Annotated in this window: 25 protein-coding genes; 18 read left to right on the plus strand and 7 right to left on the minus strand. The window is 56.7% G+C overall.

What is annotated here, in order from left to right:
- Positions 1–225: 225 nt before the first annotated feature.
- Entirely contained in the window at positions 226–1029 is an 804-nt protein-coding gene (locus tag AC4OVU_RS19050) for a DeoR family transcriptional regulator (protein ID WP_017693937.1), read from the minus strand.
- 239 nt (positions 1030–1268) lie between these two features.
- Between AC4OVU_RS19050 and kbaZ the strand changes: the two genes are divergently transcribed.
- From kbaZ to AC4OVU_RS19105, 11 genes are all read left to right on the plus strand, one after another.
- Complete coding sequence (kbaZ, locus tag AC4OVU_RS19055; protein WP_047741486.1) at positions 1269–2576, plus strand: tagatose-bisphosphate aldolase subunit KbaZ; 1308 nt, start codon at positions 1269–1271, stop codon at positions 2574–2576.
- A gap of 19 nt (positions 2577–2595) precedes the next feature.
- A complete protein-coding gene (gene agaV / locus AC4OVU_RS19060) occupies positions 2596–3069 on the plus strand; it encodes a PTS N-acetylgalactosamine transporter subunit IIB (protein WP_003861728.1) in 474 nt (157 codons plus the stop codon).
- 10 nt (positions 3070–3079) lie between these two features.
- Positions 3080–3859, plus strand: a complete 780-nt coding sequence (gene agaW, locus AC4OVU_RS19065; protein ID WP_003861730.1) for a PTS N-acetylgalactosamine transporter subunit IIC — start codon at positions 3080–3082, stop codon at positions 3857–3859.
- Positions 3849–4727 (plus strand): PTS N-acetylgalactosamine transporter subunit IID, encoded by an 879-nt coding sequence (gene agaE, locus AC4OVU_RS19070; protein WP_017693933.1) that lies wholly within the window; start codon positions 3849–3851, stop codon positions 4725–4727. The genes agaW and agaE overlap by 11 nt, the downstream gene beginning before the upstream one ends.
- A gap of 17 nt (positions 4728–4744) precedes the next feature.
- A complete protein-coding gene (gene agaF, locus AC4OVU_RS19075) occupies positions 4745–5179 on the plus strand; it encodes a PTS galactosamine/N-acetylgalactosamine transporter subunit IIA (protein ID WP_017382441.1) in 435 nt (144 codons plus the stop codon).
- Positions 5176–6309, plus strand: coding sequence for an N-acetylglucosamine-6-phosphate deacetylase (gene nagA, locus AC4OVU_RS19080; RefSeq protein ID WP_023304484.1), 1134 nt, complete (start codon positions 5176–5178; stop codon positions 6307–6309). The genes agaF and nagA overlap by 4 nt, the downstream gene beginning before the upstream one ends.
- A gap of 246 nt (positions 6310–6555) precedes the next feature.
- Positions 6556–7701: an SIS domain-containing protein gene (locus tag AC4OVU_RS19085; RefSeq protein WP_015571960.1), complete on the plus strand. Its 1146-nt coding sequence runs from the start codon at positions 6556–6558 to the stop codon at positions 7699–7701.
- A gap of 12 nt (positions 7702–7713) precedes the next feature.
- Positions 7714–8586 (plus strand): tagatose-bisphosphate aldolase subunit KbaY, encoded by an 873-nt coding sequence (kbaY, locus tag AC4OVU_RS19090; RefSeq protein ID WP_032104419.1) that lies wholly within the window; start codon positions 7714–7716, stop codon positions 8584–8586.
- 117 nt (positions 8587–8703) lie between these two features.
- The gene (malX, locus tag AC4OVU_RS19095) at positions 8704–10275 is read left to right on the plus strand and encodes a maltose/glucose-specific PTS transporter subunit IIBC (protein ID WP_110292557.1); all 1572 of its coding nucleotides are present in this window, start codon (positions 8704–8706) and stop codon (positions 10273–10275) included.
- 12 nt (positions 10276–10287) lie between these two features.
- A complete protein-coding gene (locus AC4OVU_RS19100) occupies positions 10288–11460 on the plus strand; it encodes a MalY/PatB family protein (RefSeq protein WP_023304486.1) in 1173 nt (390 codons plus the stop codon).
- A 16-nt stretch (positions 11461–11476) separates the two neighbouring features.
- A complete protein-coding gene (locus tag AC4OVU_RS19105; protein WP_023304487.1) occupies positions 11477–13366 on the plus strand; it encodes an alpha-galactosidase in 1890 nt (629 codons plus the stop codon).
- A 67-nt stretch (positions 13367–13433) separates the two neighbouring features.
- On the opposite strand, the gene rsmI is transcribed toward AC4OVU_RS19105, so the two are convergent.
- The gene (gene rsmI, locus AC4OVU_RS19110) at positions 13434–14297 is read right to left on the minus strand and encodes a 16S rRNA (cytidine(1402)-2'-O)-methyltransferase (protein ID WP_000809144.1); all 864 of its coding nucleotides are present in this window, start codon (positions 14295–14297) and stop codon (positions 13434–13436) included.
- 61 nt (positions 14298–14358) lie between these two features.
- Between rsmI and AC4OVU_RS19115 the strand changes: the two genes are divergently transcribed.
- Genes AC4OVU_RS19115 through dolP form a run of 4 tightly spaced genes read left to right on the plus strand, consistent with a single transcriptional unit; the run spans position 14359 to position 18047 of the window.
- Positions 14359–16497, plus strand: a complete 2139-nt coding sequence (locus AC4OVU_RS19115; protein WP_022651910.1) for a penicillin-binding protein activator — start codon at positions 14359–14361, stop codon at positions 16495–16497.
- Positions 16455–16850, plus strand: a complete 396-nt coding sequence (locus AC4OVU_RS19120) for a YraN family protein (RefSeq protein ID WP_003861751.1) — start codon at positions 16455–16457, stop codon at positions 16848–16850. Before AC4OVU_RS19115 ends, AC4OVU_RS19120 begins: the two co-directional genes overlap by 43 nt.
- A 21-nt stretch (positions 16851–16871) precedes the next feature.
- A complete protein-coding gene (gene diaA, locus AC4OVU_RS19125) occupies positions 16872–17462 on the plus strand; it encodes a DnaA initiator-associating protein DiaA (RefSeq protein WP_003861754.1) in 591 nt (196 codons plus the stop codon).
- A 9-nt stretch (positions 17463–17471) separates the two neighbouring features.
- Positions 17472–18047 carry a division/outer membrane stress-associated lipid-binding lipoprotein gene (dolP, locus tag AC4OVU_RS19130; RefSeq protein WP_006812102.1) on the plus strand — a complete coding sequence of 192 codons (576 nt, stop codon included), beginning with the start codon at positions 17472–17474 and terminating at the stop codon, positions 18045–18047.
- 49 nt (positions 18048–18096) lie between these two features.
- Here the strand turns inward: dolP and AC4OVU_RS19135 are convergent, their stop codons facing one another.
- Positions 18097–19134 (minus strand): permease, encoded by a 1038-nt coding sequence (locus tag AC4OVU_RS19135; RefSeq protein WP_023295492.1) that lies wholly within the window; start codon positions 19132–19134, stop codon positions 18097–18099.
- 40 nt (positions 19135–19174) lie between these two features.
- A complete protein-coding gene (locus AC4OVU_RS19140; RefSeq protein ID WP_023304489.1) occupies positions 19175–19819 on the minus strand; it encodes an NAD(P)H-binding protein in 645 nt (214 codons plus the stop codon).
- Between the two features lie 128 nt (positions 19820–19947).
- Here AC4OVU_RS19140 and AC4OVU_RS19145 point away from each other — a divergent pair, with 128 nt between their 5' ends.
- Positions 19948–20466, plus strand: coding sequence for a type 1 glutamine amidotransferase domain-containing protein (locus AC4OVU_RS19145; protein ID WP_015571965.1), 519 nt, complete (start codon positions 19948–19950; stop codon positions 20464–20466).
- Here the strand turns inward: AC4OVU_RS19145 and AC4OVU_RS19150 are convergent.
- Positions 20446–20880 (minus strand): YhbP family protein, encoded by a 435-nt coding sequence (locus AC4OVU_RS19150; RefSeq protein WP_015571966.1) that lies wholly within the window; start codon positions 20878–20880, stop codon positions 20446–20448. The genes AC4OVU_RS19145 and AC4OVU_RS19150 overlap by 21 nt on opposite strands.
- A 14-nt stretch (positions 20881–20894) precedes the next feature.
- On the opposite strand from AC4OVU_RS19150, the gene AC4OVU_RS19155 reads away from it, so the two are divergent.
- Positions 20895–21224, plus strand: coding sequence for a GIY-YIG nuclease family protein (locus AC4OVU_RS19155; protein ID WP_003861768.1), 330 nt, complete (start codon positions 20895–20897; stop codon positions 21222–21224).
- Here the strand turns inward: AC4OVU_RS19155 and AC4OVU_RS19160 are convergent.
- Both AC4OVU_RS19160 and ubiT read right to left on the minus strand, forming a co-directional pair.
- A complete protein-coding gene (locus AC4OVU_RS19160) occupies positions 21211–21714 on the minus strand; it encodes a GNAT family N-acetyltransferase (protein ID WP_110292555.1) in 504 nt (167 codons plus the stop codon). The two genes, AC4OVU_RS19155 and AC4OVU_RS19160, sit on opposite strands and share 14 nt — an antisense overlap.
- On the minus strand, positions 21708–22232 hold the full coding sequence (gene ubiT, locus AC4OVU_RS19165) for a ubiquinone anaerobic biosynthesis accessory factor UbiT (RefSeq protein ID WP_063405147.1): 525 nt from the start codon (positions 22230–22232) through the stop codon (positions 21708–21710). Before ubiT ends, AC4OVU_RS19160 begins: the two co-directional genes overlap by 7 nt.
- Before the next feature lie 221 nt (positions 22233–22453).
- On the opposite strand from ubiT, the gene ubiU reads away from it, so the two are divergent.
- Positions 22454–23449, plus strand: a complete 996-nt coding sequence (gene ubiU / locus AC4OVU_RS19170) for a ubiquinone anaerobic biosynthesis protein UbiU (protein WP_003861773.1) — start codon at positions 22454–22456, stop codon at positions 23447–23449.
- Positions 23450–23453: the final 4 nt, after the last annotated feature.

Here is a 23453-nt window from a genome sequence, read left to right on the forward strand (position 1 = left end):
GCTTATCGGGGACGGGCGGAGGTAACATCCCTGTAAAGCCCGCCCTCTCGGCGCATCCCTGCGCCTCGCCCCGGCCTACAGGAAACGCCTCAGCGATTTACAGCCAGACCGAGGCATCGCTGAAAGCCCTCAGTTATTCTGAGGCAACGTTATCGCTTTTGCTTTCAAATTACTGGGGAACCCTCTCCCTATGGGGAGAGGGTTAGGGTGAGGGGAAAAGCCCCTTTAGACCAGCACCACATCGATCCCGCTTTTGCGTAACCCTTCCAGGCTTTCCGCCGGAATGCCTTCATCAACGATAATCATGTCGATCCGCTGGGTATCAATAATTTTATGCAGGCTTGAACGATTAAACTTGCTGGAGTCCGTGACAACGATAATACGCTCCGCCACCTCGCACATTTTGCGGTTCAGACGGGCTTCATCCTCGTTGTGCGTACTCACCCCCCGGTCGAGATCGATGGCATCGACGCCCAGGAACAGCAGGTCAAAATGGTAATTCTGTAAGGACTGCTCCGCCTGGTCGCCGTAGAAGGACTGCGACTGACGGCGCAAGTGCCCGCCGGTCATCAGCAGCTCTACGCCCTCCGCTTCCAGCAGCGCGTTTGCCACGTTCATCCCGTTGGTCATGGCAATGACATCGGTGTGCTGGCGCAGCATGCGGGCAATTTCAAAGGTTGTGGTGCCGGAGTCCAGAATAATGCGGTGACCCGGCTTCACCAGTTCAGCCGCCGCCTGCGCGATGCTGCGCTTCACTGCCGTATTAAGGGAACTTTTGTCCTCAACGGACGGCTCCACGCCGGGGGCATTGCCTTCGCAAATCAGCGCGCCGCCGTAAGCGCGAACGGCAATCCCCTGCTTTTCCAGAAAGGCCAGATCGTTACGGATCGTCACCGTCGACACGCCGAATAAAAGAGAAAGATCGTTAACCTGCACGCTTCCCTGCGCCCGCAACCGCTGAATGATCTGCTCTCGCCTTTCACTGGTGCCGGTGATGCGCTTCTCTGCGGACGAATCGGTGCTGCTCATACGAGCTCCTTAGTAAATACACTTTCGTTTCATTTCGTTTTGCTTATTAACGCCTTTCTTTTGAGGGAATGCAAGCCCTGTATGGTGTGCGGACGCAAGCTTAACCGCCACTGAAACCTTTCATTATGTTTCTTTTGTGAAACAGATCGGAAAACTATTATCTTTCGTTTTATTTTTACCTCACCATAATGCAGTATCAAATGAAACAAAACGAAAGATAAATACCAACACCATCCGAAATGGAGAGGAAAGTGAAACATCTGACAGAAATGGTGGAACAACATAAACGGGGGAATACAAACGGGATTTATGCCGTCTGTTCCGCACATCCACTGGTACTTGAAGCTGCACTACGTTACGCCCATTCACAACAGACGCCCCTGCTGATAGAAGCCACCTCAAACCAGGTGGATCAGTTTGGCGGTTATACCGGTATGACGCCCGCCGATTTTTATGGGTTTGTCTGCAAGCTGGCGGGATCTCTTGGTTTCCCCACCTCGCAGCTGATCCTTGGCGGCGATCATTTAGGTCCAAACCGCTGGCAAAACCTGCCGGCTTCGCAGGCGATGGCGAACGCCGACGATCTGATCAGAAGCTACGTGGCGGCCGGATTTAAAAAAATTCACCTCGATTGCAGCATGTCCTGCGAAGACGACCCGGTTCCGTTAACCGATGCAATCGTTGCCGGGCGTGCCGCTCGGCTGGCTAAAATTGCCGAAACCACCTGTCTCGAGCAATTTGGCATAGCCGATCTGGTCTACGTTATCGGCACGGAAGTTCCGGTTCCCGGTGGGGCACACGAGACGCTGACCGAGCTTGAGGTCACCACGCCAGAGGCGGCACGCGCCACGCTTGAGGCACACCGCCACGCATTCGAGAAGGAAGGGTTAAGCGACATCTGGCCGCGCATTATTGGCCTGGTGGTTCAGCCTGGCGTTGAGTTCGACCATGCGCAGGTTTGTGACTATCAACCGCATAAAGCCGTCGCGCTGAGCGAGATGGTTGAAGCCTACGACACGCTTGTATTTGAAGCACACTCTACCGATTACCAGACGCCGCAGGCGCTGCGCCAGTTGGTGAAAGATCACTTCGCCATTCTGAAAGTCGGCCCTGCGCTAACCTTCGCGCTGCGCGAAGCGCTGTTCTCACTGGCAGCAATTGAAGAAGAGCTGCTGCCGGCAAAAGCCTGCTCAGGGCTGCGTCACGTCCTGGAAAACGTGATGCTCGATCGCCCGGAATACTGGCAAAGCCACTATCACGGCGACGGCAATGCCCGTCGCCTGGCGCGCGGTTACAGCTATTCCGACCGCGTGCGCTATTACTGGCCAGACAGCCAGATTGACGACGCCTTTGAGCGGCTGGTACGCAACCTGGCGGATGAACCGATCCCGCTGCCGCTGATCAGCCAGTATCTGCCGTTGCAGTACAGCAAAGTTCGCGATGGCGCTCTCAGGTCCACACCACGGGAACTCATCCTCGACCACATTCAGGACATACTCCAGCAGTACCATGCCGCCTGCGAAGGCGTAACGACTCAACACGCATAATTAAAAAGAGGAAAACGCTATGCCAAACATTGTCTTATGCCGCATTGATGAACGCCTGATCCACGGTCAGGTGGGCGTACAGTGGGTGGGGTTTGCGGGGGCGAACCTGGTGCTGGTGGCAAATGACGAGGTTGCAGACGATCCGGTTCAGCAAAACCTGATGGAGATGGTGCTGGCGGAAGGCATCGCCGTGCGTTTCTGGTCCCTGCAAAAAGTGATCGACAACATTCATCGCGCCGCCGACCGGCAGAAAATTCTGCTGGTCTGTAAAACACCGGCTGATTTTTTAACGCTGGTCGAGGGCGGCGTGCCCATCACCCGTATTAACGTCGGAAATATGCATTACGCCAGTGGCAAACAGCAAATTGCCAAAACGGTATCTGTAGACGCGAACGATATCGCCGCGTTTAACGGCCTGAAGGCGGCCGGAGTGGAATGCTTCGTTCAGGGCGTTCCAACAGAGACTGCTTTGGATCTCTTTAAACTGCTCTGAGGGATTCACAATGGAAATCAGTCTGTTGCAGGCTTTCGCGCTGGGGCTTCTCGCCTTTATAGCGGGCCTGGATATGTTTAACGGCTTAACACACATGCACCGTCCGGTGGTGCTCGGGCCACTGGTTGGCCTGATTCTGGGCGATTTGCACACCGGAATTCTGACCGGCGGTACGTTAGAACTGGTCTGGATGGGACTCGCGCCGCTGGCGGGCGCGCAGCCGCCAAACGTGATTATCGGCACCATCGTTGGCACCACATTTGCCATTACTACAGGCGTGAAGCCGGATGTCGCCGTTGGGGTCGCCGTGCCGTTTGCCGTGGCGGTTCAGATGGGGATCACTTTCCTCTTCTCGGTGATGTCCGGCGTGATGTCCCGCTGCGATCGCATGGCGGCTAACGCAGACACCCGTGGTATTGAACGGGTCAACTATCTGGCACTGCTGGCGCTCGGCGTCTTCTACTTCCTGTGCGCGTTTCTGCCCATCTACTTCGGGGCTGAACATGCGAAAACCGCCATTGACGTGCTGCCGGAACGTCTGATCGACGGTCTCGGCGTCGCGGGCGGCATCATGCCAGCGATCGGCTTCGCCGTGCTGCTGAAGATCATGATGAAAAACGTTTACATCCCTTACTTCATTATCGGCTTTGTCGCCGCGGCCTGGCTGAAACTCCCGGTGCTGGCGATTGCCGCGGCTGCGCTGGCGATGGCGCTGATCGACCTGCTGCGCAAATCGCCTGAACCCACGGCGCCTGCGGCCCAGAAAGAGGAATTTGAAGATGGCATCTAATCACACCACCCTGCCGGGCGTGTCTGAAAGTGAAGAGACACTGCTGACCGGCGTGAATGAAAACGTCTACGAAGACCAGAGTATTGGTGCTGAGCTAACGAAAAAGGATATTAACCGTGTCGCCTGGCGTTCCATGCTGCTACAGGCCTCGTTTAACTACGAGCGTATGCAGGCCTCCGGCTGGCTGTATGGGCTACTGCCCGCGCTGAAAAAGATCCACACCAATAAGCGGGACCTGGCGCGCGCCATGAAAGGCCATATGGGCTTCTTTAACACCCACCCGTTCCTGGTGACCTTCGTCATCGGCATTATTCTGGCAATGGAGCGTTCCAAGCAGGATGTGAACAGCATCCAGAGCACTAAAATTGCCGTCGGCGCACCGCTCGGTGGCATTGGTGACGCCATGTTCTGGCTGACCCTGCTGCCCATCTGCGGGGGGATTGGCGCCAGCCTTGCGCTACAGGGCTCCATTCTTGGCGCGGTGGTTTTTATCGTGCTGTTTAACGTGGTGCATCTCGGCCTGCGTTTTGGTCTGGCGCACTATGCGTACCGAATGGGTGTCGCCGCGATCCCGCTGATCAAGGCCAACACCAAAAAGGTTGGTCATGCTGCGTCCATTGTCGGGATGACAGTGATCGGCGCGCTTGTGGCAACCTATGTGCGCCTGAATACCACACTCGAGATTAAAGCCGGGGATGCGGTCGTCAAACTGCAAACCGATGTGATCGACAAACTGATGCCCGCCTTTCTGCCGCTGGTCTACACCCTGACCATGTTCTGGCTGGTACGCCGTGGCTGGAGCCCGCTGCGCCTGATTGGTATCACCGTGGTGCTGGGCGTTGTCGGTAAATTCTGTCACTTCCTGTAAAAAGCAAAGAGGTTGCGATGTTAGGCATTATTTTGACGGGTCACGGCGGTTTTGCCAGCGGGCTGGAACAGGCGATGAAGCAAATCCTCGGCGAACAGCCGCAGTTTATCGCCATCGATTTTCCGGAAAGCTCCACCACTGCGCGGCTGACCGCGCAGCTTGAGCAGGCAGTGAATGAACTGGATGCAGAGCACGATATCGTGTTTCTCACCGATCTTCTCGGCGGTACGCCGTTTCGTGTGGCCTCTACCCTCGCGATGCAGCGCCCCGGCAGCGAAGTGATCACCGGCACCAATCTCCAGCTTTTGCTGGAGATGGTTCTGGAGCGCGACGGGTTAAGCAGTGAAGCCTTTCGTTTGCAGGCGCTGGAGTGCGGCCATCGCGGCCTGACCAGCCTGGTGGATGAACTTGCACGCTGTCGCGAGGAAGCGCCCGCCGAGGAAGGGATATGAGGCAACTGCTGCGCGCGCGTCGTCTGCTTACCGGGCAGGGCTGGCTGGATGACCATCAGCTGCGTATGGATAGAGGCGTCATCACCGCCATCGAGCCGATTCCGGCAGGGGTTAATACCCGCGAGGCAGACCTGCTTTGCCCGGCATACATTGATATTCACGTCCACGGCGGCGCGGGTGTGGATGTGATGGATGATGCGCCCGACGTGCTGGACCGGTTAGCCATGCACAAAGCGCGTGAAGGCGTGGGGGCGTTTCTGCCTACCACCGTCACCGCTCCGCTGGAGGCGATCCATGGCGCGTTACGGCGCATTGCCCGGCGCTGTCATGCCGGTGGCCCCGGCGCGCAGATCCTGGGCAGCTATCTGGAAGGCCCGTACTTTACACCGCAGAACAAAGGGGCGCACCCGCCAGAACTGTTTCGCGAACTGGATCTCGCGGAACTTGATGAGCTGATTGCGGTTTCGCAGAACACGCTGCGGGTAGTGGCGCTTGCTCCGGAAAAAGTGGATGCCCTGAAGGCGATCCATCACCTCAAGCAAAAAGGGATACGCGTCATGCTGGGCCACAGCGCCGCTACATACGCGCAAACCCTGGCCGCATTTGATGCAGGCGCAGCCGGGCTGGTGCACTGCTACAACGGCATGACGGGGTTACACCACCGGGAGCCCGGCATGGTTGGCGCCGGGCTTACGGACCCACGCGCGTGGCTGGAGCTTATTGCCGACGGGCATCACGTTCATCCTGGAGCCATGCGGCTATGTTGTTGCTGCGCGAAGGATCGTACGGTGCTGATTACCGATGCCATGCAGGCGGCGGGTATGCCTGATGGGCGCTATACGTTGTGTGGTGAAAATGTCGAGATGCAGGGCGGCGTTGTCCGCACGGCCTCAGGCGGGCTGGCGGGCAGCACGCTCGCGCTGGATGCCGCCGTGCGAAATATGGTGGAGCATACGGGGATCGCCCCAGAAAACGCAATCCATATGGCCTCGCTGCATCCTGCTCGTCTGCTCGGTATGGATCACCTGCTGGGAACGTTAGCGCCAGGCAAACGCGCCAATGTTCTTGCGCTGGATGCGGGTTTACACCTCCGGCAGATCTGGATCCAGGGTCAGGCTCTTTCCCTGTAGCCCCTTCACAGTGTGCCCTGTTGGCCTTACGGAAGACGATCGTAAGGCCTTTCTTTTCCTTTCCTTGATTTTCGCCTTTCCTTTCGCGATCACACTTTTCGTTTTATTTCTTTTTCGCCATTGAACTTTCGATTTCTTTTCTATAAATTTTATTTAACTGCTAAAGTGAACAAGTGAAACGAAACGAAAGATAGCGACACATTTGCCAGCGTCTGATGTGGAATTCACACGACTAAGGACTGAGTTATGCCACAAACCACTATCGCCACCACCGGCACCTGGACCGAAAAAGAGATCCGCCAGCAGCCAGCCAGCTGGCTTCGCTCGCTCAACAATATTGATAATCTGCGCGCGTCGATCGACAGTTTTCTGACGCCACTGTTGCGCAAGCCCGATCTGCGGATCGTTCTGACCGGCGCGGGTACGTCTGCTTTTATCGGCGACATCATTGCGCCATGGCTTGCCAGCCACACGGGGAAAAACATCACCGCGATACCTACGACCGATCTGGTCACCAACCCGATGGATTATTTCAGCCCTTCGCACCCGCTGCTGCTGGTCTCTTTCGCCCGTTCTGGCAATAGCCCGGAGAGCGTCGCCGCCGTTGAGCTGGCGAATCAGTTTGTACCGGAGTGCTACCACCTGTCGATCACCTGTAATGAAGCAGGCAGCCTGTACCAGAATGCTGTCGACAGCGATAACGCCTGCGCTCTGCTCATGCCAGCCGAAACGCACGATCGCGGGTTCGCGATGACAAGCAGCATCACCACCATGATGGCGAGCTGCCTGGCGGTATTCGCACCGGAAACGATCAACAGCAAAACGTTCCGCGACGTGTCCGATCGCTGTCAGGCGATCCTCACATCGCTTGGCGATTTCAGTCCCGGCGTCTTTGGTAACGAACCGTGGAAACGCATTGTTTATCTGGGCAGCGGTGGATTACAGGGCGCCGCACGGGAGTCTGCGCTGAAGGTGCTGGAGCTGACCGCCGGCAAGCTGGCGGCATTCTACGATTCGCCAACGGGTTTCCGTCACGGGCCTAAGTCGCTGGTGGACAACGAAACGCTGGTCGTCGTGTTTGTCTCCAGCCATCCGTATACGCGTCAGTACGATCGGGATCTGCTCGCCGAACTGCGACGCGATCGTCAGGCCATGCGCGTGGTAGCCATTGCAGCCGAAACGGATCCGGTCATTGAAGCTGGCCCGCATATCCTGCTGCCGCCTTCCCGTTCATTTAACGATATGGAGCAGGCGTTCTGCTTCCTGATGTACGCCCAGGTCTTCGCACTGACCCAGTCTCTGCACGTTGGCAATACGCCGGATACGCCATCCGCCAGCGGTACGGTTAACCGTGTGGTCCAGGGCGTCGTTATTCATCCGTGGCAGGCTTAAGAGGACAGGCTCATGAGTATTATTTCTACCAAATATCTTTTGCAGGACGCACAGGCGAAGGGCTATGCCGTTCCGGCCTTTAACATCCATAACGCCGAGACGATCCAGGCGATCCTCGAAGTCTGTAGCGAAATGCGATCGCCGGTGATCCTCGCGGGTACGCCGGGGACGTTTAAACATATTGCGCTGGAAGAGATCTACGCCTTGTGCAGCGCATATTCCCTTACTTATGACATGCCGCTGGCGCTACACCTCGATCACCACGAATCGCTGGACGACATTCGCCGCAAAGTCCATGCCGGCGTACGTAGCGCAATGATCGACGGTAGCCATTACCCCTTCGAACAAAACGTCAAGCTGGTGAAATCGGTCGTCGATTTCTGCCACCTCAACGACTGTAGCGTCGAGGCCGAACTGGGCCGACTGGGCGGAGTGGAAGATGACATGAGCGTCGACGCCGAAAGCGCGTTCCTGACCGACCCGCAGGAAGCAAAACGCTTTGTCGAAATGACAGGCGTGGACAGCCTCGCCGTTGCCATCGGTACCGCGCACGGTCTTTATACCAAACGCCCAAAAATCGACTTCCAGCGGCTGGCCGAGATCCGCGAGGTAGTGACAGTGCCGCTGGTGCTGCACGGTGCGAGTGATGTGCCGGATGAGGATGTGCGCCGCACCATTGAGCTGGGCGTCTGCAAAGTTAACGTCGCAACAGAGCTGAAAATCGCCTTCTCTGACGCAGTCAAAGCCTGGTTTGCCGAGAACCCACAGGGCAACGATCCGCGCTTCTACATGCGCGTCGGCATGGATGCCATGAAAGAGGTGGTCAGAAGCAAAATCACCGTTTGCGGCTCGGCGAACCGGCTGCTGCTTGCGGCTGAAGCCTGAACCCATCGCGCATAACGTTAGTACCTAAAAAAATAACTATAAGCCTCGCAAATATGAAGGCGCGTCCTTAAGCCGGACAGCGCCTTCCATTATCCTAAAAAACCGAGGAGTCCCTACATGACACAGGAAAAGTCGTTTAAATCGAAAGCGTGGGAGTTTTTCCAGAGCCTGGGAAAGACGTTTATGTTCCCGGTCTCACTGTTGGCCTTTATGGGGTTGTTGTTAGGTATCGGTAGTTCTGTCACCAGCCCTTCCACCATCAAAAGTTTTCCCTTTCTGGGCGGCGAGTTAACGCAGCTCACCTTTGGTTTTATCGCCATGGTCGGCGGCTTTGCTTTTACCTATCTGCCGCTGATGTTTGCCATGGCGATCCCGATGGGCCTTGCCAGACGTAATAAAGCGGTGGGCGCTTTTGCCGGATTCGTTGGCTACATGCTGATGAACATGAGCATCAACTACTACCTGACCGCCACCCACCAGCTTGCGGATGCCGCCACCATGAGACAGGTGGGACAATCCATTGTGCTTGGCATTCAAACGCTGGAGATGGGCGTGCTCGGCGGCATTGTGGTAGGGGTGATCACCTACTTCCTGCACGAACGTTTCCAGGACACGGTGCTGCACGACGCGTTTGCCTTCTTTAGCGGCATTCGTTTTGTGCCCATCATTACCGCCCTCACCCTGTCGCTGGTCGGCTTGTTTATCCCCCTGCTGTGGGAATATGTGGCAATGGGCATTGCCGGGATTGGTCATATCATCCAGAGCACCAGCGTCTTTGGGCCATTCCTGTATGGCGTAGGCGTACTGCTGCTCAAACCTTTTGGCCTGCACCACATCCTGCTGGCGATGGTGCGCTTCACCCCGGCGGGCGGCATTGAGATGGTTAACGGCCAGGAAGTGGCCGGTGCGCTGAACATTTTCTACGCCGAGCTGAAAGCTGGCCTGCCGTTTAGCCCGCACGTTACGGCATTTTTATCGCAAGGGTTTATGCCGACATTTATCTTCGGCCTGCCTGCCGTGGCTTACGCTATCTACCGCACCGCGCGCCCGGAAAACCGTCCGGTGATTAAAGGGCTGCTGCTTTCAGGCGTGCTGGTTTCAGTTGTCACGGGTATTTCAGAGCCGATTGAGTTCCTGTTCCTGTTTATTGCCCCTGTGCTTTACGCGTTTCATATCGTTATGTCTGGCCTGTCGCTGATGGTGATGGCGCTGCTCGGCGTCACCATCGGCAACACCGACGGCGGCATTCTGGATCTGCTGATCTTCGGCGTCATGCAGGGGATGTCGACCAAATGGTATCTGCTGTTCCCGGTGGGTATCGCCTGGTTTGCTATCTACTTCTTCGTCTTCCGCTGGTACATCCTCAGGCACGATATTAAAACGCCGGGCCGTGAGGTTGACGCGCAGGGTGCGCTCCAGGCGGTGGAAGCCAATACCCGGGCACGTGGAAAATCGAAATACGATCATGGGCTTATTCTTCGCGCGCTTGGCGGTAAAGAGAATATTGAGTCGCTCGACAACTGCATTACCCGCTTACGTCTGGTGGTAAAAGATATGGGGCTTATCGACCAGCAGGCGCTGAAGGCCGCGGGCGCCTTGTCAGTAGTGGTGCTTGATGCCCACAGCGTTCAGGTGATCATCGGTCCGCAGGTGCAGAGCGTCAAATCCGGCATTGAAGCCTTAATTTAACAGGGGGACGTTGTGTTTGATTTCGACAGAATCATTGAGCGTAAAAGCGATAAATGCCGTAAATGGGATCATACGTTTGTGTGCTCGCGTTTCGGTGATGTCCCGGAGGGATTTATCCCGCTGTGGATAGCAGACATGGATTTCACCTCGCCACCCGCCGTGATTGAAGGCTTCCAGCGCATCGTGGAGCATGGCACCTTCGGTTACACCTGGTGCTTCGACGAATTCTACGATGCGGTCATCGCCTTCCAGCGCACCCGTCATCAGGTTGAGGTGCATAAGTCATGGATCACCCTGACCTACGGCACCGTTTCCACGCTGCACTATACGGTTCAGGCGTTCTGCAAACCCGGCGACTGCGTGATGATGAATACCCCGGTGTATGACCCGTTTGCGATGGCGACACAGCGACAGGGCGTGCGGGTGCTTGCAAATCCGCTGAGCGTGAAGGAAAACCGCTATCAGCTGGATTTTAATCTGATTGAAGTTCAGCTCAAAACTCACCGTCCAAAACTGTGGTTCTTCTGCTCGCCGCATAACCCCTCGGGCCGAATCTGGCGCGCGGATGAGATACGTCAGGTGTCCGATCTCTGTAAGCGCTACGGCACGATTCTGGTGGTTGATGAGGTTCACGCCGAGCACATTCTGGACGGTACATTCGTCAGTTGTCTGACTTCGGGCTGTGCCGCCCAGGACAACCTGATTGTGCTGACCTCCCCCAATAAAGCCTTCAACCTTGGCGGGCTAAAAACATCCTACTCAATGATTCCAGACGATTCGCTGCGCCAGCGTTTCCGCCAGCAGCTGGAGAAGAACTCCATTACCTCGCCCAATATCTTCGGCGTGTGGGGAATTATTCTGGCTTATCAGCAAGGTCTGCCATGGCTCGACGCGCTGAATGGTTATCTGCGCGGCAATGCCCGCTACCTTGCGGATGCCATTCAGACCCATTTCCCTGCATGGAAGATGATGAACCCGGAGTCGTCGTATCTCGCCTGGATAGACGTCAGTGCGGACGATCGCAGTGCGACGGCGCTAACTCAACATTTCGCAAAACAGGCTGGCGTGGTCATTGAAGATGGCAGCCACTACGTACAAAACGGCGAAAACTACCTGCGTATTAACTTCGGCACCCAGCGCTACTGGCTGGAACAGTCCATCAACCGAATGCTGAAGCATTACTGATAAGGATCTTACCCCGATGAAAAAAATGCTCACTCTCTCGCTGCTGACTCTCTGTGTTTCTCATGGTGCGGCGGCAGCAAACTACGCGCTCAGTAACGACAATATTGCCCTTTCGTTTGATGATGCAAACGCAACGGTAGTGGTAACGGACAGCAAAGCTAACCATCCGCTCACGCCCCAGGAGTTGTTCTTTCTGACGCTACCGGATGAAACAAAAATCCACACCGCTGATTTCAAAATCAAGCACGTCGAAAAGCAGGACAATGCGATAGTCATCGACTTTACGCATCCGGATTTTATCGTAACGGTGAAACTGAACCTGGTGAAGGGAAAATACGCCAGCATTGGCTACACCATCGCCGCCGTCGGGCAGCCGCGGGACGTAGCGAAAATTACCTTCTTCCCGACGAAGAAGCAGTCTCAGGCACCTTACGTTGACGGGGCGATTAACAGCTCGCCAATCGTGGCCGACTCGTTCTTCATCCTGCCAGACAAACCGATTGTGAATACTTACGCTTATGAAGCCACCACGAACCTCAACGTGGAGCTGAAAACGCCAATTCTGCCTGAGACACCGGTTAGTTTTACCACCTGGTTCGGCACTTTCCCGGAAACTAATCAGCTGCGCCGCAGCGTAAACCAGTTTATCGATGCCGTGCGTCCGCGGCCTTATAAGCCTTACCTGCACTACAACAGCTGGATGGACATCGGCTTCTTTACCCCTTACTCCGAGCAGGATGTCATTGGGCGGATGGACGAATGGAATAAAGAATTTATTGCCGGACGCGGGGTGGCGCTGGACGCGTTCCTGCTGGACGATGGCTGGGACGATCGCACCGGACGCTGGCTGTTTGGCCCGGCATTCAGCAACGGTTTTGGCAAAGTCAGGGAAAAAGCCGACAGCCTGCATAGCTCGGTTGGGCTGTGGCTTTCTCCGTGGGGCGGATACAACAAGCCGCGCGATATTCGCGTCTCGCATGCAAAAGAGTATGGTTTCGAAACCGTAGACGGCAAGCTGGCGCTGTCGGGGCCGAACTATTTTAAAAACTTTAACGATCAGATCATCAAGCTGATCAAAAACGAGCATATTACCTCGTTCAAGCTCGACGGAATGGGTAACGCCAATTCGCATATCAAGGGCAGCCCATTTGCATCGGATTTTGACGCGTCCATTGCCCTGCTGCACAACATGCGCAGCGCAAATCCGAACCTGTTTATCAACCTGACCACCGGCACCGACGCCAGCCCGTCCTGGCTGTTCTATGCTGATTCAATCTGGCGTCAGGGCGATGATATCAACCTGTACGGCCCCGGCACGCCAGTGCAGCAGTGGATGACCTACCGCGATGCCGAAACCTGGCGATCCATCGTGCGTAAAGGTCCGCTGTTCCCGCTGAACTCACTGATGTACCACGGGATCGTCAGCGCAGAGAACGCTTACTATGGACTCGAGAAAGTGCAAACAGACAGCGATTTTGCCGATCAGGTCTGGAGCTACTTTGCAACCGGAACTCAGCTTCAGGAGCTGTACATTACGCCGTCCATGCTGAATAAGGCGAAGTGGGATACCCTGGCGCAGGCGGCGAAATGGTCGCGTGAGAATGCCAGCGTGCTGGTGGATACTCACTGGATTGGCGGTGACCCAACTTCGCTTGAGGTTTACGGCTGGGCCTCATGGAGTAAAGACAAAGCGATTTTTGGCTTACGAAACCCGTCGGATAAACCGCAACGTTACTTCCTGGATTTAACCAAAGATTTTGAGATCCCGGCAGGAGAGCGTTCCCAGTTTACCCTGAAAGCCGTGTACGGCAGTAATTCGACCGTACCAGAGGAGTATAAAAACGCTGTGGTGATTACGCTGCAACCGCTGGAAACGCTGGTGTTTGAGGCGATGCCGGGGAAATAGTGAGGCTTTGACACGGTGTAGGCCGGGTAAGGCGAAGCCGCCACCCGGCAAAACAGGCGGCAGGGTCTTACTCCCCCTGCTGCTCCAGCGCATATTTATACAGCGCATTTTTCTTCACGCCGTGGATCTCCGCCGCCAGCGCCGCCGCTTTTTTCAGAGGAAGTTCAGCCTGTAGCAGGGCCAGCGTACGCAGCGCATCGGCAGGCAGAGCGTCTTCCTGCGCTTTGTGGCCTTCGACAATCAGCACCATTTCGCCCTTGCGGCGGTTTTCGTCTTCTTTCACCCACGCCAGCAGTTCGCCGACCGGCGCACCGTGAATGGTTTCCCACGTTTTGGTCAGCTCGCGCGCCAGCACCACGTAGCGCCCTTCGCCCCAGACGGTCACCATATCCTCCAGGCTTTCCAGCAGACGGTGAGTGGATTCGTAGAAGATCAACGTACGCGGTTCGGCTTCCAGATCCTTTAATACATCGCGGCGACCTTTGGATTTAGCTGGCAGGAAACCTTCGTAGCAGAAACGATCGGACGGCAGACCCGCAGCGCTTAACGCCGCAATCGCCGCGCACGGCCCCGGCAGCGGCACAACGCGGATGCCAGCTTCCCGGCAGGTGCGTACCAGATGGTAGCCCGGATCGTTGATCAGCGGCGTTCCCGCATCGGAGACCAGCGCGATGTTCTGCCCTTCTTTAAGCTTCGCCACCAGCGTTTCGGCTTTTTGTTGCTCATTGTGATCGTGCAGGGCAAACAAACGGGCGTTGATGGCAAAGTGTTGTAGCAGTAAACCGGTATGACGGGTGTCTTCAGCCGCAATTAAATCAACAGCTTGCAATACGGTGAGCGCACGTTGGGTAATATCAGACAAATTCCCGATAGGAGTAGGTACAATATAAAGCTGGCCTTGAGAATTATCTGCCGTTTCGTGTTGTTTCATTGTTTCGTCCGTATTGCCGATTTAATATTGAGCATTGCGTAAAAAAATCACTGGATACAGTATGGTACCGTTAACGTTTCTTCGAAAAAAAGCCGCGCACAGCGTGCCCCTCCTGCTGGCAGCCCTGATCTTTACCGGCTGCGGCACCCAGGCACCTGACCAGAGCACTGCTCATATGCAGGGATCCGCTCAGGCTGATTCTGGCTTTTATCTGCAACAAATGTCGCAGAGTACAAATGATACCAGGATCAACTGGCAATTACTCGCCATTCGTGCACTGCTGAAAGAAGGGAAAACCCAGCAGGCCGCCGAGCTGTTCAGCCAGCTGCCGCAGGATCTTAACGACACTCAGCGCCATGAGCAGACGCTGCTGTCGGCAGAACTGAAGGTCGCGCAAAAAGATTACGACGGCGCGAAGAAGATCCTCGGCACCATCGATCTCAGCACGCTGGATAAAAACCAGCAGGCCCGTTTCTGGCAGGCCGGTATCACCGCTGAGCAGGGTCGCCCTTCCCTGACGCTACTCCGCGCGCTGATTGCCCAGGAGCCTCTGCTCGCGGGTGCAGACAAGCAAAAAAATATTGACGCAACCTGGCAGGCGCTCGCCTCCATGACCCAGGATCAGGCCAAGGCGCTGGTAATCAACGCCGATGAAAATGTCCTGCAAGGCTGGCTGGATCTGCAACAGATGTGGTTCAACAACCGCAGCGATCCGAACATGCTGAAAGCCGGCATTACCGACTGGCAAAAGCGTTACCCGCAAAACCCGGGAGCGAAAATGCTGCCAACGCAGCTGGTGAACGTGCAAAACTTTAAGCCCGCCTCCACCAGCAAAATCGCCCTGCTGCTGCCGTTAAACGGTCAGGCTGCGGTGTTTGGTCGCGCCATTCAGCAAGGTTTTGAAGCCGCGAAAAACGGCACCACCGCCGTCAGCGGCAGCGCGGTTCCGGCGCAGGCTGCACAGGCGGCGAATGTGAATGACGTTGTCAGCCCGTCCGCCGCCGAAACCAGCGACCTGACCACCGCGCAAACCCCTGCGCAGGGCACCATGCAGAATCCGGTTACCGCCCCAACGACGCAGCCTGCTACCCCAGCGCCTGCGGCAACACAGGCCCCGGCTGAAACACCGGCGCCCGCGACGGCAGAACAACCTCAGCCGCAAACCGCGCAGCCGGAACAGCAGCCAGCAACCCAGCCGCAGGCTGTGGCCACCACCAGCGCTTATCCTGGTGCAGAGTTGAAAATCTACGACACCAGCGCCCAGCCGCTTGACCAGGTGCTGGCGCAGGTTCAGCAGGACGGGGCCAGCATCGTTGTCGGCCCGCTGTTGAAAAACAACGTGGAAGCGCTGATGAAGAGCAACACCACGCTGAACGTGCTGGCGCTTAACCAGCCTGAGCAGGTTCAGAACCGCGCCAATATCTGTTACTTCGCCCTCTCTCCGGAGGATGAAGCCCGCGATGCGGCCCGCCATATTCACGAGCAGGGCAAGCAGGCGCCGCTGCTGCTGATCCCACGCAGCACGCTGGGCGATCGCGTTGCCAACGCGTTTGCGCAAGAGTGGCAGACCCTTGGCGGTGGCGTGGTGTTGCAGCAGAAATTTGGCTCAGCTTCCGAACTGAGAGCGGGCGTGAACGGCGGGGCAGGTATTGCCCTCAACGGTAGCCCGGTATCCGCCAGCCTGCCGCAGCAGCAGAGCGTCACCATCGGCGGTCTGACGATCCCGGCGCCACCTACCGACGCGCAAATCAGCGGCGGCGGTAAAGTGGATTCGGCATACATCGTCGCTACCCCGGAAGAGATCGCCTTTATCAAACCGATGATCGCCATGCGTAACGGCAGCCAGAGCGGCGCAACGCTCTACGCCAGCTCACGCAGCGCACAGGGTACCGCAGGCCCGGATTTCCGTCTGGAAATGGAAGGACTGCAATACAGCGAGATCCCCATGCTGGCAGGCAGCAACCCGCAGTTGATGCAGCAGGCGCTGGGCGCGGTGCGCAATGACTATTCCCTGGCGCGTCTGTACGCGATGGGCGTCGATGCCTGGGCGCTGGCAAACCACTTCACCCAGATGCGTCAGGTACCGGGCTTCGAGCTTAACGGGAATACCGGCGATCTGACCGCCGATCAGGATTGTGTGATTAACAGGAAGTTATCATGGCTCAAATACCAGCAGGGGCAGATTGTCCCGGCCAGTTAAGCCGTAAACAGACCGGCGACGCGTGGGAGTTAAAGGCGCGTCGCTGGCTTGAAGGCAAAGGACTGCGCTTTGTCGCCGCCAACGTTCGCGGGCGCGGCGGCGAGATTGACCTGATCATGAAAGACGGTCAGACCATCGTGTTTGTTGAAGTTCGCTACCGACAGTCGTCCCGTTTTGGCGGTGCTGCCGCCAGCGTGACGCTCGCCAAACAACAAAAATTATTACAGACTGCCCACTTGTGGCTTGCCCGCCATAATGGGAGTTTTGATACTGTGGATTGCCGTTTCGATGTGGTAGCCTTCACCGGAAATGCGATCGACTGGCTTAAAAACGCGTTTGGCGAAGACGCATAAATAAGATTTTAAAGGGATACCGTGCTCGAACGAATTAAAGTGTGCTTCACAGAAAGCATTCAAACGCAGATTGCCGCGGCGGAAGCCCTTCCGGACGCGATCTCGCGTGCAGCGATGACGCTGGTTCAGTCGCTGCTCAACGGCAACAAAATCCTCTGTTGTGGCAATGGCACGTCCGCTGCTAACGCACAGCATTTTGCTGCCAGCATGATCAATCGCTTCGAAACCGAGCGCCCGAGTTTACCTGCCATTGCACTAAACACCGATAACGTGGTCTTAACTGCGATTGCCAACGATCGTCTGCATGACGAAATCTACGCCAAGCAGGTGCGCGCCTTAGGCCATGCCGGAGACGTGCTGCTGGCGATCTCCACGCGCGGTAACAGCCGGGATATCGTTAAAGCGGTTGAAGCGGCAGTGACCCGGGATATGACGATTGTCGCCCTGACCGGTTACGACGGCGGAGAGCTGGCTGGCCTGCTGGGGCCGCAGGATGTGGAGATCCGCATTCCTTCGCACCGTAGCGCCCGCATCCAGGAGATGCATATGCTCACGGTGAACTGCTTATGCGATCTGATCGATAACACGCTTTTCCCTCACCAGGATGATTAAGGAGTTCTCATGAAGGTTTTATCGGCCCTTGCAGTCGTGATGTCTGCATTACTGCTTCAGGGATGCATCGCTGCCGCTGTAGTCGGCACCGCAGCGGTCGGCACCAAAGCAGCGACCGATCCGCGCACCGTTGGGACGCAGGTGGATGACGGTACGCTTGAGCTGCGCGTAAACAGTGCGCTGTCGAAAGACGAGCAGATCAAGAAGGAAGCACGCATCAACGTGACGGCTTATCAGGGCAAAGTGCTGCTGGCAGGCCAGGCGCCAAATCCTGAACTCGCCTCGCGCGCCAAACAGATCGCGATGGGTGTGGAAGGCACGGCGGAAGTGTTTAACGAGATCCGCCAGGGCCAGCCGATTGGTCTCGGCACCGCGTCATCTGATACCTGGATCACCACCAAAGTGCGTTCCCAGCTGCTGGGTACCGACCAGGTGAAATCCTCAAACGTGAAAGTGACCACGGAGAACGGCGAAGTATTCCTGCTGGGTCTGGTGACGGAACGTGAAGGGAAAGCGGCGGCGGATATCGCCAGCCGGGTGAGCGGCGTGAAACACGTCACCACCGCCTTTACTTACATTAAGTAATTACCACCTGACTACAGGCCCGGTAAGCGCTAGCGCCGCCGGGCTTTTTTCACACAAGCGCCATACTCCCCACAATAACTCCGCTCAACGCCACCAGCCCCGCAGTCAGCCACAGCGCTTTCGCCGGGAATGACTTACGCAGCATGATAAGCGACGGCAGGCTCACCGCCGGCAGCGTGATGAGCAGCGCCAGCGCCGGTGCGGTCCCCATACCAGCCATCATCATGGTCTGAATAATCGGGATCTCCGCCGCGGTTGGGATCACAAACAGGCACCCGGCCACCGCCATCGCAATCACCCACATCAGCGTGTTGTCGATAGCGCCATCCGCATGCGGGAACAGCCAGACGCGCGCCGCCCCCAGCACCAGTACGGCCAGGATATAGACCGGAATGGTGCTCCAGAAAAGCTGCCACAGCGCTTTGCCCCAGCGAGCAAAGAAACTGCCCTGCGGCTCGCTGACGTCCAGCTCAACGGAGGCAGGCCCGGCCTCGTTGTCTTTCACCAGGTGCTGCACCAGCGTAGCGACAAGCACCACCGTCAGCAGGCCAGCCGCCAGACGGATAAACGCAAAATGCCAGCCGAGAACGAAGCCCATAAACACCAGCGTTGCCGGGTTCAGCAGGGGGTTACCCATCCAGAAGGCAAGCGCGCCGCCCATCGACACACGCTGTCGGCGCATACCCGCCGCCACCGGTGCGGCGCAGCAGGAGCACATCATGCCCGGCAGGGAGAAAATCGTCCCCAGCAGCGTGCCCTGCAAGCGCGGCTGTCCCAGGGTTTTCACCAGCCAGTTACGCGGGATAAGTACCTGAATCAGCGAGCCCAGCAATACGCCCAATACCGCCGCTTTCCAGACGGCAAGAAAATAGACCATGGCGTAATCCCACGCCGCGCGTAGCGGGCTGGAATCGGCCTGCGCGAGAATCGATTTACCGATGCTGTGGGTGTCGGCGGCGGTGAAGGCTTTACCGTAGTACGGCTGCCATTTCACATACCAGAGGCCAATGATGACCACGAGAAAGAAGAGTGCGGGCTTCCACCACTGAACAGGTGTTGCCGCCTGAGATGAAGACTGACCAGTCATACCATTCCCCGGAAGGTGTTATTTAATAAGCCGGGGAAGTTTACGCCTCGCCCTGCGCGATTTCACGCAGTTTTGCCGAAGGGATAATATTAACCCCCTCCTGCGACGGAGCCAGCGCCTCTTTTAGCATCGCCAGCGCGACATCCCGCGCCTCGATGGACTTCCAGTTACCCGGCAGAATGCGAAACAGCGGAGCGAAAAAAGACTCGTTAAAACGACGTTCGTCACGGTGCCCCATCAGCATGGAAGGCCGCGCGATGGTCAGGCGCTCCCATTTCTGCGCGATTAACGCCTCTTCCATTTTGCCCTTCACCTGGTTGTAAAAAAACGGCGAGCCTGCGTTCGCGCCGTGCGCGCTGACCACCAGGAAATGTTTTGCGCCCAGCTTTTTCGCCGTCAGGGCGGTATCCACCACCAGTGTGTAATCCGCATGGACAAAAGCTTCTTTACTACCCGCTTCCCGTCGGGTGGTGCCAAGGCAGCAAAAGGCGATATCAATGGGATCCTGCACCTGCGCCAGCGCGTCGGTGAGCTGTGGATCGTGCGGGTTATAGACGCCGGTGATATCCAACAGCGGGCGACGCGTCGGGGCGGCGATATAATTGATATGCCGATCCTGGATCAGCAGCCGCAGCAGATGTCCACCCACCAGCCCGGTTGCGCCGGTAATCAGTACCTGACTCATCTTATCCCCTTTACAGAATTGTCCGTTTGCGTTCTGGGCCTGCTCTACCACACTTAAAAGTCTGTTACCGGTAAGTATTTACCACAAACGGGAAAAAAACAGTCTGAAGCGAAAACAACGGAGGAAGCATGGGTAAAAAAATCGCAGTCTTGATTACCGACGAGTTTGAAGATTCAGAATTTACGTCGCCAGCAGAGGCATTCCGCAAGGCGGGCCACGAGGTGGTCACCATCGAGAAAGAAGCGGGTAAAACCGTGAAGGGCCATAAGGGCGAAGCCAGCGTGACCATTGACGAATCCATTGATAACGTCAGCCCGTCGGATTTCGACGCCCTGCTGTTACCGGGCGGTCATTCACCGGATTCCCTGCGCGGAGACGAGCGTTTCGTCACCTTTACCCGTGACTTCGTCGGCACCGGTAAACCGGTATTTGCCATTTGCCACGGTCCGCAGCTGCTGATCAGCGCCGAGGTGGTACGCGGGCGTAAGCTCACCGCGGTGAAGCCGATCGTTATCGATCTGAAAAACGCGGGAGCCGAGTTCTACGATCAGGAAGTTGTGAACGATAACGATCAGCTGATCACCAGCCGTACACCGGACGATCTGCCAGCGTTTAACCGTGAAGCGCTACGCCTGCTCGGCGCGTAACCAGTGCAGCTTCTTGCCAAAGCCCAGGGTGTTGTCGGTAAATTTCAGCTCATCAAGGCGGATTTCCCACACCGGGGCTTTTAGCGCCGCGGCCACCGGGAAGCGGCGCGTATAGCGTTTACGTTGCGCGTCGCTCTCCTCACCTTCCAGGCGACGAATTTCGCCTTTAAACTGGACCCCGCGGATCAGCGCAACGGTTTTAGGCTGACCGTTTACCGTGCCCGCCACTTTTGCCCGCTGGCCCGTCATCTGCGCATGCCGCGTTTTATCTTCGCTCATCACGTAAAAGGCCACGCGCTCGGGATCGTAGTAATAAAAGGCATTTGCGCACCACATCTCCTCGTCTTTACAGACGCACCAGGTCACGACATGCTGCTTTGCCAGCCAGCGGTTAATGGCGGCCAGTGTTTCCATTTTCGCTCTCTCTCATGCTATGGTGCGTTCACCTTAACATACTGAATCTGTTTACCGTGTGCTGGTTTCTCTATCTTGTCCGAACCGCTGATAACGCACTCTACACCGGGATCACTACCGATGTAGCACGGCGTTTTTTACAACATCAAACGGGGAAAGGGGCGAAAGCACTGCGGGGGAAAGGTGAACTTCAGTTAGCGTTTTCAGCCGCCGTGGGCGACAGATCCCTGGCGCTCAGGCTGGAATACCGCATCAAGCAGCTGACGAAGCGCCAGAAAGAGCGTCTCGTCAACGGGGACGGCTCTTTCGAGGCGCTACGCGAAAGCCTGCTTAAAAACGATTGAAATGATCGTGGTACTCCACCAGACCGGTAACGCCGTCGAGTGCATCATCCGCCAGAGGATGCACCAGGAAAGATGTTTCCGTGCTCGGCCAGTGGCAGCGCAGATCGTGTTTAGCCGCTGGCTCAAAACCTAAACGTTCATAGAACGCCGGATCGCCCAGAACGACGACAGCGGCATAGCCAAATTCATTCAGGGAATCCAGCCCTTCATAGACCAGCTGTCGCGCCAGGCCCTGGCCACGGTAGTTTTCATCCACCGCCAGCGGCGCCATGCCGACCCACTGCAACTCTTCGCCCTGCACAATCACCGGGCTGAAGGCCACGTAGCCGACCACCTGCCCTTCATCGTCGGTGGCAACCAGGCCCAGCGTAATCAGGCCATCTTCGCGAAGATCGTGAACCAGTTGGGCTTCGGCGTCGCCTGCAAAAGAGCGGCGTAACAACGCATCGATACCCGGCGCATCAATCCCAATTTCGACTCGAATCAGCATGGCTCACCTACTGAAGTGTGTTTACTGTCCGGCGGGGTTTTTAGCCCGGCCTCAACGAAATCTGCCATTTGCATCAACATCATACGCAGCGCTTTCGGCATCTGCTCCAGCTCAATGGCATCCATTAAATTTTTGACGTACAGACCGAGCTCCGTGTCGCCTTCAATCACCAGACGACGCTGGAAGAAGAGCGTGTCCGGATCCTGTTTGCGCGCGGCAATCATCAGCAGATCGCTGGCATCCGCGCTAAAGCTGACATCCACCTCGGCGGTTTCACGGACGATCAGCCGATCGTTCTCAACGGAAGTAAACCAGCGCAACCCGATATCGCGCACTTCAATCTTTAACCAGCGGCCTTCCAGAAACTCCAGCTCACCGTCCTGTAGCGCCTGGCGGAACTGCCAGCTCAGTACCTGTTCCAGCACCTGGCGTTTAAGCGCGAACGGCGCCAGTTTTACCGGCACGCTCAGCATTGATGGACCAAATTGTACGAGACGTGAACGCAGTTTATCCAGCACGAGCTTTACTCCCTGATAGCTATAGTCCTGCTATTTTGCCATATCCCGACAAGAAGATAGCGGCGTAAATCAACAAACCGTTGTCCGGTATACCTCATTATTGGTGCCATCAATACGCCATTAGCTGCCTTAAATCAAAAATTGTCGCGTATGGGTTAATTAAAATCCCAGCTCGTTAACATTTTTTACGATCCCTGCGATCGACAACATCGGGATAAATTATGGAGCTGCTCTGCCCTGCCGGAAACCTTCCGGCGCTTAAGGCGGCCATCGAAAATGGGGCCGATGCGGTCTATATCGGGCTGAAAGATGATACCAACGCCCGCCATTTTGCGGGTCTTAACTTTACGGAGAAAAAGCTTCAGGAAGCCGTTAACTTCGTTCACCAGCACCGGCGCAAACTGCACATCGCCATCAATACCTTTGCCCATCCTGATGGCTATGCCCGCTGGCAGCGCGCCGTGGATATGGCGGCCCAGCTGGGCGCCGATGCGCTGATCCTGGCCGACCTCGCCATGCTTGAGTATGCGGCAGAACGTTATCCGCATATTGAGCGCCACGTCTCTGTTCAGGCATCGGCCACCAATGAAGAGGCCGTGCGTTTTTATCATCGACACTTTGACGTAGCCCGCGTGGTGCTGCCGCGCGTGCTCTCTATTCATCAGGTTAAGCAACTGGCGCGCGTCACGCCAGTGCCGCTGGAGGTTTTTGCCTTCGGCAGCCTGTGCATCATGGCCGAAGGCCGCTGCTATCTTTCTTCCTATCTCACCGGGGAATCGCCAAATACCGTCGGTGCCTGCTCGCCTGCCCGCTTCGTTCGCTGGCAGCAAACGCCGCAGGGACTGGAGTCACGCCTGAATGACGTGTTAATTGACCGCTATCAGGACGGTGAAAACGCGGGCTACCCGACGCTGTGCAAAGGCCGTTATCTGGTGGACGGCGAGCGCTACCACGCGCTGGAGGAGCCCACCAGCCTCAACACGCTGGAATTGCTGCCGGAACTGCTGGCCGCCAATATTGCCTCGGTGAAAATCGAAGGCCGCCAGCGCAGCCCGGCCTACGTGAGCCAGGTGGCGAAGGTGTGGCGTCAGGCCATCGACCGCTGCATGGCGGACCCGCAAAACTATGCTCCACAAGCGGCCTGGATGGAGACGCTCGGCGCGATGTCTGAAGGCACCCAAACTACGCTCGGCGCGTACCACCGTAAATGGCAGTGAGATA

Source organism: Enterobacter sp. 6722112 (assembly GCF_058661685.1).

Bases quoted from the DNA above. Each gene is read 5' to 3' on its own strand.
- AC4OVU_RS19120 (WP_003861751.1), top strand. From the start codon at position 16,455: ATGGCTCAAATACCAGCAGGGGCAGATTGTCCCGGCCAGTTAAGCCGT.
- agaE (WP_017693933.1), top strand. From the start codon at position 3,849: ATGGCATCTAATCACACCACCCTGCCGGGCGTGTCTGAAAGTGAAGAG.
- rsmI (WP_000809144.1), bottom strand. From the start codon at position 14,297: ATGAAACAACACGAAACGGCAGATAATTCTCAAGGCCAGCTTTATATT.
- nagA (WP_023304484.1), top strand. From the start codon at position 5,176: ATGAGGCAACTGCTGCGCGCGCGTCGTCTGCTTACCGGGCAGGGCTGG.
- AC4OVU_RS19085 (WP_015571960.1), top strand. From the start codon at position 6,556: ATGCCACAAACCACTATCGCCACCACCGGCACCTGGACCGAAAAAGAG.
- malX (WP_110292557.1), top strand. From the start codon at position 8,704: ATGACACAGGAAAAGTCGTTTAAATCGAAAGCGTGGGAGTTTTTCCAG.
- agaF (WP_017382441.1), top strand. From the start codon at position 4,745: ATGTTAGGCATTATTTTGACGGGTCACGGCGGTTTTGCCAGCGGGCTG.
- AC4OVU_RS19050 (WP_017693937.1), bottom strand. From the start codon at position 1,029: ATGAGCAGCACCGATTCGTCCGCAGAGAAGCGCATCACCGGCACCAGT.
- kbaY (WP_032104419.1), top strand. From the start codon at position 7,714: ATGAGTATTATTTCTACCAAATATCTTTTGCAGGACGCACAGGCGAAG.
- AC4OVU_RS19115 (WP_022651910.1), top strand. From the start codon at position 14,359: ATGGTACCGTTAACGTTTCTTCGAAAAAAAGCCGCGCACAGCGTGCCC.
- AC4OVU_RS19150 (WP_015571966.1), bottom strand. From the start codon at position 20,880: ATGGAAACACTGGCCGCCATTAACCGCTGGCTGGCAAAGCAGCATGTC.
- AC4OVU_RS19160 (WP_110292555.1), bottom strand. From the start codon at position 21,714: ATGCTGATTCGAGTCGAAATTGGGATTGATGCGCCGGGTATCGATGCG.
- AC4OVU_RS19145 (WP_015571965.1), top strand. From the start codon at position 19,948: ATGGGTAAAAAAATCGCAGTCTTGATTACCGACGAGTTTGAAGATTCA.
- agaV (WP_003861728.1), top strand. From the start codon at position 2,596: ATGCCAAACATTGTCTTATGCCGCATTGATGAACGCCTGATCCACGGT.
- ubiU (WP_003861773.1), top strand. From the start codon at position 22,454: ATGGAGCTGCTCTGCCCTGCCGGAAACCTTCCGGCGCTTAAGGCGGCC.
- AC4OVU_RS19155 (WP_003861768.1), top strand. From the start codon at position 20,895: ATGCTATGGTGCGTTCACCTTAACATACTGAATCTGTTTACCGTGTGC.
- agaW (WP_003861730.1), top strand. From the start codon at position 3,080: ATGGAAATCAGTCTGTTGCAGGCTTTCGCGCTGGGGCTTCTCGCCTTT.
- kbaZ (WP_047741486.1), top strand. From the start codon at position 1,269: ATGGAGAGGAAAGTGAAACATCTGACAGAAATGGTGGAACAACATAAA.
- AC4OVU_RS19105 (WP_023304487.1), top strand. From the start codon at position 11,477: ATGAAAAAAATGCTCACTCTCTCGCTGCTGACTCTCTGTGTTTCTCAT.
- AC4OVU_RS19135 (WP_023295492.1), bottom strand. From the start codon at position 19,134: ATGACTGGTCAGTCTTCATCTCAGGCGGCAACACCTGTTCAGTGGTGG.
- AC4OVU_RS19140 (WP_023304489.1), bottom strand. From the start codon at position 19,819: ATGAGTCAGGTACTGATTACCGGCGCAACCGGGCTGGTGGGTGGACAT.
- dolP (WP_006812102.1), top strand. From the start codon at position 17,472: ATGAAGGTTTTATCGGCCCTTGCAGTCGTGATGTCTGCATTACTGCTT.